Genomic DNA, 12,257 nt, shown 5'->3' with positions numbered 1-12,257 from the left:
AAAAGAGACTGTCATGAAGACGGTCTCTTTTCTTTTATATCAGCAATAGAGCTTATTTCTAAAAGCTTTGATGATCTGCTGATGGCCCGTAGCTTCCCGGCAGGGGAATATCATTCAGTCTGTAATAAACACCCAATTGTGCACGGTGATGGGTAATCTGGTTCAGGGCGTGCCGGATAGAATTGTATTTCGACCATTTGGCCAGCTCCTGTCCGTTATTTTTCAATGCCCAGGTAGCGTTAAGATCATCTTCTTTAGCATTTTCAAGAGCCTCCTTTCCGGATTTAAAATTCTCATCAAGAGTGTTGAGAAGGTCTTCTCTGCCGGAGAGATGCTTGGGCTGGAAATCACCGCTGGCAAAATCCAGTTCGGAAGTTTTAAGCATCGTATTCGGCCATTCAAAAATTTCTGCAATATGAGTGGCCAGAGGCAGCATTTTCATGCTTTTCTCATGCGGAGTATAATCATTCTTCCCGTCCGGGTATGCATCTATAAACTTTCTGGTGGTGTGGTACTCAGCTTCAAGCTCGTCTCTAAGTTGTGATAAAGTATCCATAATATTTTGTTTTTAAGCCCGTTAAAGATAAAACTTTTATTGCTGAAAGTGTTTTAACGAAATCATAATTATGAAAAATAGGGTGGAATAAGAAAGCAGAATAAGGCCGCTGCTGAACTCATACATAATAAAAACTTCCATCCTCCCTCTTTCAGCTTCCTCCCCAATCCTGGAATACTTCTAATTTTGACCTCTAATGGTGAACCGGAGATATAAAACAAGAAGTTATTTTAATGTATCTGATAATCAGTTGAATAAAATAAATTGAAACAAAAAATTAAAAAAAAATTGTAACATATTTCAACATTGAAGCACTAATTGATAAACGCCACAACAATGAAAAAGCTATTTTCTGTATTCTTAGTCGCTCTCTTCGCTTTTGCAGGAGCCCAGGAATCTAAAGAAACAGCCAACAGGTTCTTTTATGAACTCACTTTTAAGCCTAAAAAAGATTCGGCCAGGCTGGATAAAGTGATTACCATATTGGATGTTACAGGGAAAAAATCAATTTATCAGGACTATACAATGCCGGCCCAGGACTCTATTATAAAAATACAGGTAGAGGAAATGGAGAAAACAAAGACATTTAAAGATATGTCTAAAATGATAAAATGGCCTAAATTTTCCTATAAGATCATTAAAACATATCCGGAAATGAAAGAGCAATATGTGGATAGAATCAGCAGAAATCTTTTTGGCTATGATGATAATGTTAAATTCAATTGGAATATCCTGCCCGAAAAACAAAAAATAGGAGAATACAATACCCAAAAAGCAACAACAGATTTTGGAGGAAGAAAATGGACTGCCTGGTTCAGCTCTGATATTCCTTTTCAGGACGGACCATATAAATTCTACGGGCTTCCCGGTCTTATCGTAAAAATAGAAGACGAAGAGAAAAACTATTCCTGGAAGCTGAGCGGAAACAAAAAAATAGAAGGCTATGAAGAATTGTCTTATGCAGATAAGATCAATGCCAAATTAGGAATGATGAGCAACACAATAACTCCTACAACAAAAGAAAAGTTTCAAAAATCATATGAAGGATACAAGGCGGATCCCTTTGCAGAATCCCGTCCATACATGACCCCTGAGAATATGAGCAGACCTATGCCGGGAACAGATGGTACCGTGGGAGACTTTATGAAACGTATGGAAAAGCAGGTGAAAGATTTCTTCGGATCAAACAACAACCCGATTGAAAAAGAACAGCCTTCTGATAAAAAGAAAAAATAAGCATTCATATCAACTAAATTATATTTTGAATCAACCCAGGTACAGCAATGTATTTGGGTTGATTTCTTTCATGGCAGATCGTTATTTAGATTAAATTTAAATAACGTATATTTGCAATTACTAAAATTTGCAGGCTTTGAAAGAGAAGGAATTACATAAATTAAGCGGATTTCCTAAAAATAAAATGGGAAAGATATTGGGTTATGATAATGACGACCTGAAAATGCCCAACAAGATCATTGAAATGGGACTTCTGCCGGAAACCGTTTTCAGGATATTGTATCAGGCGCCGTTTAATGGTCCCATGTATGTGGAATTTGGAGAAGAAAAAAGCCGTATTGCCCTTCGTGAAGAAGAAGGAGAGTATATCATTGTTGAAGAATTGAATTAATGCAGGCAAACAAAAAAAAACAGGTCCTTTTAGTAGGAAATCCCAACGTAGGAAAATCTACCGTTTTCAATGCACTCTGCAATAAAAAGCAGAAAACAGGAAACTACGCAGGCGTTACAGTGGCAAGCCATTCGGGGCATTATACCTATAAAAATGAAGGAATTGAAGTAGTCGATCTGCCGGGTTCGTACAGTATATATCCAAGCTCAGAGGATGAAGCTATTTTTTCCAAATTTCTGATCGATGAGCAGGAAAACTATGCCGGAGTCATCTATATTCTTGAAGCATTAAGCCTGAAAAGAGGATTGCTTTTATTCCAGCAGATCCAGGATTTAGGCATTCCTATGATTCTGGTGGTTAACCAGATCGATCAGGCTGAAAGAAGAGGAATTTCCATTGATATTCAGAAATTTTCAGAAGCTCTGGGAATTAAGATCATTCAGACCAATGCCAAAGAACAGCTGGGAATAGATGAGATCAGGGAAGCCGTTTTAAACAATGATTTTGCCAAAACGGAAAATATCTCTTTTGAAACCCCTGCTGAGCATAAAGATTTTGTTCGGAAAATTGCAGCTCACAAAGGCTTCGACAATGAATATAAAGCCTGGATCAGCCTGTCCTCAGGAACTGATCTGGGAAAAATAGATTCTGTAAAGGATCTGATGAATGAAGTGGATACTAAAAGTCTGGTTCCTAAAAGACTGCAGGTTCAGGAGACGGTAAGGAGATATCAGAATGTTGATAAAGTCCTTGCCGACGTTATCTCTAAAAAACCACAGTTTAAAGAACTGCTTACCGAAAAACTGGATAAGATTCTTGTCCATCCGTTCTGGGGCTATATCGTTTTCCTGGGCATTTTACTGATTATCTTCCAGAGTGTATTCTTCCTGGCAGAATACCCGATGACCTGGATTGAAGATCTGTTCTCATGGCTTTCCGCCTTCACAGGAGAACACCTGCCGGAAGGGCCCGTCAATTCACTGGTCTCCAACGGTATTATTCCGGGAATCGGAGGAATTGTGGTTTTTGCCCCGCAGATCGGGATTTTATTATATTTCCTTTACCTTCTGGAAGATTCAGGATATATGGCCAGAGTAGTATTCCTGATGGACCGCCTGCTGCGCCCGTTCGGACTGAACGGTAAAAGTATCGTACCATTGGTTTCAGGAACAGCCTGCGCCATTCCGGCCGTTATTTCAACCAGGAATATCGAGAACGTGAAAGAAAGACTTCTGACGATTCTGGTTACCCCTTTTATGACCTGTTCCGCCAGGCTTCCGGTGTACAGTATCATCATCGGCCTGATCATTTCAGAGGGAACATTCCTGGGAATCAAATACAAAGCCCTTGTACTCATGGGAATGTATCTTTTAGGATTCCTTGTGGCGTTATTTTCCGCGGCAATTCTTAAACGCTTCATTAAAAATAAAGGGAAAACCTATCTTGTAATGGATCTTCCTGCCTATAAAAAGCCGCTTTTCGGATACGATCTTAAAATGGTGCTGGGAAAAGTATGGGACTTCATCACAGGAGCGGGAAAGATTATCTTCATCGTCAGCATCATCATCTGGGTACTGAGCTATTTTGGCCCGAAACAGAAACCGGAAGAAATGGTGGCGACAAACGTTGAACTGGATCACTCTTATCTGGCAAGAATGGGAAAAAGCATTGAACCGCTTATTGAGCCGCTGGGCTACGACTGGAAAATGGGAGTGGGAATTCTTACAAGCTTTGTGGCGAGAGAAGTATTCGTAGGAACAATGTCTACCCTGTACAGCCTGGAAGAAGATGCTCCTGAAGTGAAAGTGATCGATAAGATGAGAAGAGACGTAAAACCCGACGGAGAGAAAGTTTTCAGTTTTGCCACAGGGGTTTCAGTACTTTTATTTTACGCATTTGCAATGCAGTGTGTTTCCACACTTGCAGCGGTTTACAGAGAGACCAGAAGCTGGAAATGGACCGGCTTTCAGGTAGCGATGATGACAGGTTTGGCATATTTTGTGTCGATGATAGTATATCAGATTTTAAAATAATGGACACCTCATTGATTTTTCAGTACGTAATCGTGGCATTGATCGTTGCATTTGCCTGTTACTCCTTATTTAAGGTTCTCAGAAAGAACTTTGCACCGAAAAAATTCAGCTCCAAAAGAACAAACTGCGATAAAGACTGCGGATGTTCTTAATATGATTTTAAATTCAAATTGAAAAAAATGTAGTAATTTTCGGTTTTTAAACTAAAACCGTTTCAATTTTGAACTTAAAAGCAGGATCTGCATTCCTATTTTCTTTCGCAGTAACACTGGCGAATGCCCAGACTGATACCACCACGATTAAATCATACGCAGACCAGGTAATGGTTCGCGTAAACTTTGATACCAATATTGAGAAGTATATTTTTACCGAAGGACCTGAAGATAAGGCAAAAGAAACCTCTCTTTCAATCAATAACAAAACCAGGGCTTCTTTGTCTCTGGATTACCGGATTATAAGTGCCACCATTTCATTTGCTCCCAACTTTCTCCCCGGAAACAGCGATGACGATATAAAAGGAAGAAGCTCCTATACCGATATCAGGTTCAGGTTTTTTCCGAAAAGATTCATTCAGACCGTCTATTATAAAAATGTAAAAGGATTTTATATAGAAAATATGAAAGATCTGTACCCGGGATGGCAGGAAGGAAGAGATCCGTATCTTAAATTTCCCGATCTGAGGGTGCAGAGCTTCGGAGGATCCACAGCCTATGTCCTTAAGAAAGATTTTTCCCTGAAAAGCACCTATACACAGGGGGAATGGCAGAGCGTGAGCCGGGGAAGCTGGGTACCGATTGTAGATTATGACCTGTCCGTTTTCAGAGATGTGATAGACGGGCAGAAATCCAAAGAATACCAATATAACATCGGGGCGAGCATGGGATACTTTTATAACTGGATCATCAGTAAAAAAATAAACGTTTCTCCTCATGTTTCATTCGGTCTCGGCGGGATGTTCTCCAACAGCCGAAGCTACGGGAGGGATGGAACGCCGGTTAAGGAAAACACCCAGTACATGACGGTAAGATTTTCCACAGGATTACATATCGGTTACAATACGGACCGGTTTTTGTTTGGTGGTAAGTTCAATATCAATGCGCAGGCTTATGAAGAAAAAGAAAACCAGACAGTACAGAGCAATTCAATGTACGGACTGCTGTACATCGGTTACCGTTTTGCACCGCCAAGAGCTGTAAAAAACACCTATGATGCCGTACAGAAAAAGATCCCGGTTTTATAAGTTATAAGTCTTTTAAGTATCTTTGTTCAGAAAAAATAAACACAATAACAACTAAAAAAATAATCAAGCAGAATGTCATTAATAAAATCTATTTCAGGAATCAGAGGGACAATCGGTGGAAGAGTGAATGATAACCTGACTCCTCTGGATGTCGTAAAATTCGCTTCCGCATTCGGAACCTGGCTTCAGAATAATAAAAATAAAAAAGATTTAACCCTTGTTATAGGAAGAGACGCCAGAATTTCAGGACAGATGGTTTCCTCTCTGGTTACTGCTACATTACAGGGACTAGGAATAAATGTAGTAGATCTGGGACTTTCTACGACACCTACGGTAGAAATAATGGTTCCCGAGCTGAATGCGGACGGGGGAATTATCCTTACCGCTTCCCACAATCCGAAACAGTGGAATGCCCTGAAGCTGTTAAACGGTAAAGGAGAGTTCATCAGTGGTGAAAACGGAGCAGAAGTGCTTGCCCTGGCTGAAAGCGAAGATTTCAACTATGCAGAAGTAGATAATTTAGGCAAATATGAAACCAGAGACGATGCTTTTGATATTCATATCCGGCAGATCCTTGATCTTCCGATGGTAGATGCGGAAGCCATTAAAGCCAAAAACTTTAAAGTGGTTCTGGATGCCGTGAATTCTACGGGAGGAATCGCCATTCCGATGTTGCTGGATAAATTAGGCTGCGAAACCGTTAAATTATACTGCGAGCCGACAGGACACTTTCCACACAATCCTGAACCTTTAAAAGAGCATTTAGGAGACATCTGCGAACTGGTGAAAAAAGAAAACGCAGATTTGGGGATCGTGGTGGATCCGGATGTAGACCGATTAGCACTGATTGATGAAAAAGGAGAGATGTTCGGAGAAGAATATACCCTGGTCGCTGTTGCCGATTATCTTCTGAAACATAAAAAAGGAGCCGCAGTCTCCAACCTTTCTTCAAGCCGTGCACTGAGAGACGTAGCCCGGAGCCATGATTCAGAATACTTTGCCAGTGCCGTGGGAGAAGTGAATGTTGTGACTTTAATGAAAGAAAAAAATGCAGTAATCGGAGGCGAAGGAAACGGAGGGATTATTTATCCTGACCTTCACTACGGAAGAGACTCTTTGGTAGGTGTTGCCTTATTTTTAACGCATCTGGCAAAAGAAAACAAAACGGTTTCAGAATTAAGAGCAGGCTATCCAGGTTATTTTATGGGCAAAAAGAAGATCGAGCTTACCCCGGAAATTAATGTAGACGACATTCTTTCCAAAATGGAGAAAGAATATCAGAATGAAGAGGTTTCTACCGTAGACGGTGTGAAAATAGACTTTGAAAACAACTGGGTTCACCTCAGAAAATCGAATACGGAGCCTATCATCAGAATCTATACCGAAGCCCAATCCCAGGAAGAAGCAGATCAGCTGGGAGATGCCATTATCGCTAAAATTAAAAGTTTAATCTAAAAAAATAAAGAAGAACGGAACAGGAAAAGTTTCGTTCTTTTTTCTTGATATTTCCATGTTTGAGCATATACAGGACCGGTTTCTCTTTCCGAAAGAAAAATGGAGGAAATTTCTCCGCTGTTTCCGGCGGATGGAAGTTCCGGCCAAAACCCTGCTTTTACAGGAAGGTGAAATATCAGAACATGCCTACTATATAGAAAAAGGAGTGGTGAGAGCCTGGTATAATAATGACGGAAAAGATGTAACCTTCCAGTTCTTTATGGAAAATACCATGTTTTCTTCCCTGGAAAGCTTCAGAAAAGGACTGCCCGGCATGGTCTCTTTTGAAACCATAGAACCCTGTATTTTATGGGAAATCAGTAAAGCGGATGCAGATACCGTTCTGGAAGAAGTATATGAAGACAGAGAACTCAGGAATATGTTCATGGATTCCCTGTTTGAAAGGGTTTTTGATTATATGAAACACTTTTTCTCCTTCATTAAAGATACCCCGAAACAGAGATACCTCAATCTGGCCAGAGAACGCCCCGAAATCATCCGGAGGATTCCCCAGCACTATATCGCGTCCTATTTAGGAATTACCACCGTACATCTGAGCCGGATAAAAAGTGCGATTCTGAAAGAAAAGTAGTGGTGCCGGAAGCGGAATATTCCCTAAAAATACTATTCTGCCCTGTAATTTTGATTGAACCCCGTCAAGTTATATCCGAACAATAATAAACTTCCCTTTTCACTCCTGAAACTGATAACAAATGTTATTGCACGCAGACATCCGCCAAAGCTAATTTTGCATAAAAATCAAACAAAATGAAAGCAGCAGTCGTATTTGAAAAAGGAAGCATTCCCCAATATGCCGATTTTCCTGAACCTGAAATAACGGAAAACGGGATTCCGGTAACGGTAAAAGCAGCCTCTGTTAAAAACCTTGACCGTGCCATAGCCGGAGGAAACCATTATTCCGTAAGCAGTGAACCGCATCAGCCAAGAATCATAGGAACAGACGGTGCCGGATACCTGGAAAACGGCCGGAAAGTATATTTTTTCAGCAAAAAAGGAACCGTAGCTGAAATAGCAGTGGCCGATAAAGACTTTATTGTTCCGGTGCCTGAAACATTGGATTTTACCACTGCGGCCGCTCTTCCCAATGCTGTGATGGGCTCGGCTATGGGGCTGAAATTCAAAGGGGGAATGAAGCCGGGACATACCATCCTGATCAACGGGGCAACCGGAGTAACCGGGAAAATAGCCGTCCAGATCGCGAAACTGTACGGAGCCGGGAAAATTATCGTGACCGGAAGAAATGAAGAATCATTACAGTCCCTCCTAAGTCTGGGCGCGGATGAAACCGTTTCTTTAAAATTACAGGATGATGATTTCAAAAGAAAAATAAAAGAACTTCACAGTGAAACTCCCATTGACGTTGTCTTAGATTACATCTGGGGACATTCTGTGGAAATGATCCTGACAGCCCTGAAAGGGAACGGAACATTCTCGCATAAAACAAAACTGATTTCGGTAGGAGGAATGAGCGGCGATACCATTCAGCTGTCTTCACAGATCCTGAGGGGAACAGATATTCAGATCTCCGGATCTGGACTGGGAAGCTGGACTCCCGAAGAATCAAAGCTTTTATTCTCGGAGATCATCCCGGAAATGTTCCGGGCAGCAGCAGATGGAAAAATTAAGATCGATACCGAAACCGCAGAGATAAAAGACATAGAAACAGTCTGGAATAAAGAAATTCCGGGCGGAAAAAGGCTGGTTATTACCATTTAAAAGGCTGGAAGCCGGAAGAGAGAAGACTCTGTTTTTAAACCAATAATAATAGTCTTATTCATATTGGTTTAAAGGAATTCCTGCAGTACTTCAGACCTCAATAACTTCCCTCTTCCTGCTCCCGTCTTCCCTTCTTATCCATAATTTCCTTTTTTTATCCACAATCCTTTCGTATTGTTTTCTTTTTTTGCTATCTTTAAAATAGAAATTAATGAAACAGGTAATTCAAAAAAAAGTTGCAACTTTGCATAAACATTTGAAATTCAGTTTCAGAAGTTTTGTATTATTAATTAAAACAGGGTTTGCCGAGGTCTGCAAGCATATTCAGACATCAGGCCGACAAAGAAGACACTATTGGAAGAGTATTTTGGAAATGAACTGGTAAAAAAGTTCGAGGAAATGATGGAAAATAATGATGAATTCTACTTCGATACCGAGGAGCTGGAAGACATTATTGTTTATTACCTGGAGCTGGGAGATTTTAACTACGCAGACAATGCTGTTAACTATGGCCTTAAGCTTCACCCCAATTCATTAGACATCAAGATCAAAAGACTTGAAATTCTTCTGGAATGGGAAGATTATAATACGGCAAAAGATCTTATTGACGAGCTGAAAGGCTCTTCGATGGAAAATACAGACTTTATGGTCTGCTATGCCAAGTATTATTCGAACCTGGGAAATCCCAGAAAATCCATTGAAATCTGCAAAAAAGCTTTAGAACTGAAAGAAGAAGAAAACTTCCTTCACAACTTTATTGCGGATGAATATGTGAACTTAGGAGATCCCTTTAACGCTCTTAAGCATTACAGAAAAGCACTGAAAGAAGATCCTGCGGATGAATATTCGCTCGAAAACTGTATGATCTGCTTCAGCGACCTGAATAAGAGCGAGGAGGCTATTGCCTTCCTAAATGAATATTTAGATGAATTTTCCTACTCTGAAACCGCATGGTTCGAGTACGGACAGTTCTATTTCAACCGTAAAAACTATGATGAAGCCATTAAAGGGTATGATTACCTGCTGGCCATCAATTCAAGTTCTGTTGGGGTATATGCCAACAAAGCGGCCTGCTATGAAGCTCTGGGACAGTATCACAAAGCCGTGGAGGTTTATGAGGAAATGCTTGAGCTGGAATATACCAAAGCTTTCACATTCTACAAAATAGGATTGTGCTACAAGGCACAGAAACAGCCTATTCTGGCCCTTAATTCGTTTCAGAAATCGCTGAGAGAAGATCCTCAGTTCTATCTCGCGATGATGGAGCAGTCTTATCTGTATGAAGAAATGGGAGGAATGTCCGAAGCACTGCATTTTGCGAAAGAAGCTACCATGCTGAACGAAAACAATCTTGACTATCAGAAAAGACTGGCCTTTCTGTTCATCGATTCAGGAAAATTTGAAGAAAGCCTTTATTGCCTTAAAAAGCTGGTAGACGCTGAACCTACAAGGTTTTATAACTGGTATGCCTATTCGGAAGTATTAATGCTTCTGGGAGAATACGAGGAAGCGGTAACCATTCTGAACAGAGCTGTAATGGCCCATAACAGAGCAGAACTTTATTATCAGCTGAGCAACTGTTACTTTAATCTTAAAAATTCGGAAAAAGGTGCAGAATCGCTTCAGAAGGCACTGAGCCTGGATCCTTCTCTTGTACAGGATATGCAGAAAAAATATCCATACATCAAAGATGAGGTAAAGAAAGCCAGAACCAAGCTGAAAAAGAAAAATTCATAGGAAGAAATCAATGAATACCAAAGCCTGGAGGAATACCCTTCAGGCTTTTTATTTTGAATGGAAGATAGAATATATGGATTAGTCTTAGTAAAGTATATAAAGATTGTTATTTTAAAATAAGCGAAGCGGCCTTGTTTATCTTAAAAACACTTTGCTGTTATTCATCTTCGTTTATCATTGCGATAAATAAAAAAATATTCTCCTAACTTTTGAAACAAATCTATAAGATACGGGGCGAAAAAATAACTTCAGCTTTCCCTCTTCCGGCTTTCTTATTTCTTAGGTTTTGACCTTAAAAAGATAAGTCCGGCAATAATGATCGCAGCTCCTGCAAACTGCATCAAGGATAGCCTGTCACCGTCCAGAAAACCCCAGACAATCGCTACAATAGGCATCAGCAGCGTTACAGTAGACGCGAAAAGCGGAGTGGATACTTTCAGCAGCCTGTAATTCATCATCATGGCCAGTCCGGTTCCGAATACCGACAGCAGGCTTACAAACATCAGCCCGAGCATGTTGTCCTCCGTAAAACTGAAGGTAGAAAAGAAGCCTGTAAACGTTAAAGCGATTACCGAAGGAAAAAATAAAACAAATGAAAATACAAATGCGGACAGAACAGTGGAGGAGACCTCCATCAGCTTAGATTTTACCGTGGTTGTACTCATCGCATAGCACAGGGTGGCCAATAACAGGAGCAGGATCGGAAAAAGCTTGAATGTTCCGCCTTCACCGTCTCCTCCGCCAAATGCCAGCAGACATACTCCTGTAAAGCTGATCAGCGTTCCTGTGATCTGCTGTTTTGTCGTTTCAAATTTCCAGACCAGCGCGCCTACAATAATCACGAAGATCGGCATCATAGAGTTGATGATTCCCGCAATACTGCTGCTTACTTCCGTTTCTGCGATCGGGAAGAGGAACATGGGAATAAAATTTCCGGTAAATGCCGCCAGGATCAGCCATTTCAGATGTTTTTTCGGAAAAAGCTTATATTTTGAAATGGCAATCGGCATCAGGATAATTCCTGCGATAAGAACCCTGAGCGCCCCTACCTGATACGGGCTGAAATGTTCCAGGGATTTTTTTATTAAAATAAATGATGATCCCCAGATCACAGTTAGCACTATCAGAAGAATCCATTTTTCTCTATCCGCGTTCATTATTTTCGTGTAAAATTTTTAAAAATTCCTTTTTAGGGATCATTCTGGCACCTAAGCTTTCCAGATGATCGGTATGCGACTGGCAGTCAATGAGATCAATCGTCTCTTTATGGCTCTCTGCAAAATGAATGAAGCCTGCTTTTGAGGCGTTGCTTACCTTAGCAAACATGCTCTCGCCACAGAATACGTTTCCGATCTGAAGCCCGTAAAATCCACCGACAAGCTCACCGTTCTGCCATACTTCGATACTTTTGGCAAGACCGTATTCATGCAGCCTGATAAAAGTTTCCATCATCTCATCCGAAAGCCAGGTTCCGGTCTGCTCTTTTCTGCTGATCTGCTGGCAGTTTCGGATTACTCCTCTGAAATCCCGGTTTTCTGAAAAGGTAAAAACATTGCGGTTCAGTATTTTCCGCATCGATTTCGATACTTTTATCTCATCAGGAAACAGGACAAATCTTGGGTCCGGGCACCACCATAGAATTTCTTCATCAGGATTATACCAGGGAAAAATACCCAGCTGATAGGCAAACCAAACCCGTTCTATGGACAGATCTCCGCCAATAGCAATCACTCCTTCATGCCCGTCATAAACTTCAGGATCGGGGAAAGAAATTTCGTTTTCGTCTAGTCGGAACATTGTTGAAAAAAATCCCACTTCAGAAAAGCAGGATTT

Annotated in this window: 11 protein-coding genes; 8 read left to right on the top strand and 3 right to left on the bottom strand. The window is 40.8% G+C overall.

Translation table 11 applies throughout. The features are described 5' to 3' along the window. Positions 1-58: 58 nt before the first annotated feature. Positions 59-556, bottom strand: coding sequence for a DinB family protein (locus tag AC106S_RS14475; RefSeq protein ID WP_482440074.1), 498 nt, complete (start codon positions 554-556; stop codon positions 59-61). Positions 557-892: 336 nt separating this feature from the next. Here AC106S_RS14475 and AC106S_RS14470 point away from each other — a divergent pair, with 336 nt between their 5' ends. The 8 genes from AC106S_RS14470 to AC106S_RS14435 all read left to right on the top strand — a co-directional run bounded on the left by AC106S_RS14470 (position 893) and on the right by AC106S_RS14435 (position 10,424). Further along, positions 893-1,792 carry a GLPGLI family protein gene (locus AC106S_RS14470; RefSeq protein ID WP_482440072.1) on the top strand — a complete coding sequence of 300 codons (900 nt, stop codon included), beginning with the start codon at positions 893-895 and terminating at the stop codon, positions 1,790-1,792. Positions 1,793-1,928: 136 nt separating this feature from the next. Continuing rightward, positions 1,929-2,183 carry a FeoA family protein gene (locus AC106S_RS14465; protein ID WP_482440071.1) on the top strand — a complete coding sequence of 85 codons (255 nt, stop codon included), beginning with the start codon at positions 1,929-1,931 and terminating at the stop codon, positions 2,181-2,183. Continuing rightward, entirely contained in the window at positions 2,183-4,216 is a 2,034-nt protein-coding gene (gene feoB, locus AC106S_RS14460) for a ferrous iron transport protein B (RefSeq protein WP_482440069.1), read from the top strand. The genes AC106S_RS14465 and feoB overlap by 1 nt, the downstream gene beginning before the upstream one ends. A 220-nt stretch (positions 4,217-4,436) precedes the next feature. Further along, positions 4,437-5,456, top strand: coding sequence for a DUF4421 family protein (locus AC106S_RS14455; protein ID WP_482440068.1), 1,020 nt, complete (start codon positions 4,437-4,439; stop codon positions 5,454-5,456). A 72-nt stretch (positions 5,457-5,528) separates the two neighbouring features. After that, positions 5,529-6,911 carry a phosphoglucosamine mutase gene (gene glmM / locus AC106S_RS14450; protein ID WP_482440066.1) on the top strand — a complete coding sequence of 461 codons (1,383 nt, stop codon included), beginning with the start codon at positions 5,529-5,531 and terminating at the stop codon, positions 6,909-6,911. Positions 6,912-6,966: 55 nt separating this feature from the next. Continuing rightward, positions 6,967-7,542, top strand: a complete 576-nt coding sequence (locus AC106S_RS14445; protein WP_482440064.1) for a Crp/Fnr family transcriptional regulator — start codon at positions 6,967-6,969, stop codon at positions 7,540-7,542. Between the two features lie 176 nt (positions 7,543-7,718). Then, positions 7,719-8,687 (top strand): quinone oxidoreductase family protein, encoded by a 969-nt coding sequence (locus AC106S_RS14440; RefSeq protein ID WP_482440063.1) that lies wholly within the window; start codon positions 7,719-7,721, stop codon positions 8,685-8,687. A gap of 354 nt (positions 8,688-9,041) precedes the next feature. Then, positions 9,042-10,424 (top strand): tetratricopeptide repeat protein, encoded by a 1,383-nt coding sequence (locus tag AC106S_RS14435; RefSeq protein WP_482440061.1) that lies wholly within the window; start codon positions 9,042-9,044, stop codon positions 10,422-10,424. 272 nt (positions 10,425-10,696) lie between these two features. Here AC106S_RS14435 and AC106S_RS14430 read toward each other — a convergent pair whose 3' ends face one another. Beyond that, on the bottom strand, positions 10,697-11,581 hold the full coding sequence (locus tag AC106S_RS14430) for a DMT family transporter (protein ID WP_482440059.1): 885 nt from the start codon (positions 11,579-11,581) through the stop codon (positions 10,697-10,699). After that, a complete protein-coding gene (gene aat, locus AC106S_RS14425) occupies positions 11,568-12,221 on the bottom strand; it encodes a leucyl/phenylalanyl-tRNA--protein transferase (protein ID WP_482440057.1) in 654 nt (217 codons plus the stop codon). Before aat ends, AC106S_RS14430 begins: the two co-directional genes overlap by 14 nt. Positions 12,222-12,257: the final 36 nt, after the last annotated feature.

Source organism: Chryseobacterium sp. FR054, assembly GCF_056844565.1.
The sequence above is the reverse complement of the archived record's forward strand: the minus strand, read 5'-3'. Positions and strand labels throughout refer to the sequence as shown.

Excerpts from the sequence above, each read along its gene's own strand:
- AC106S_RS14475 (WP_482440074.1), bottom strand. The coding sequence starts at position 556 with ATGGATACTTTATCACAACTTAGAGACGAGCTTGAAGCTGAGTACCAC.
- AC106S_RS14470 (WP_482440072.1), top strand. The coding sequence starts at position 893 with ATGAAAAAGCTATTTTCTGTATTCTTAGTCGCTCTCTTCGCTTTTGCA.
- feoB (WP_482440069.1), top strand. The coding sequence starts at position 2,183 with ATGCAGGCAAACAAAAAAAAACAGGTCCTTTTAGTAGGAAATCCCAAC.
- glmM (WP_482440066.1), top strand. The coding sequence starts at position 5,529 with ATGTCATTAATAAAATCTATTTCAGGAATCAGAGGGACAATCGGTGGA.
- AC106S_RS14445 (WP_482440064.1), top strand. The coding sequence starts at position 6,967 with ATGTTTGAGCATATACAGGACCGGTTTCTCTTTCCGAAAGAAAAATGG.
- AC106S_RS14440 (WP_482440063.1), top strand. The coding sequence starts at position 7,719 with ATGAAAGCAGCAGTCGTATTTGAAAAAGGAAGCATTCCCCAATATGCC.
- AC106S_RS14430 (WP_482440059.1), bottom strand. The coding sequence starts at position 11,581 with ATGAACGCGGATAGAGAAAAATGGATTCTTCTGATAGTGCTAACTGTG.
- aat (WP_482440057.1), bottom strand. The coding sequence starts at position 12,221 with ATGTTCCGACTAGACGAAAACGAAATTTCTTTCCCCGATCCTGAAGTT.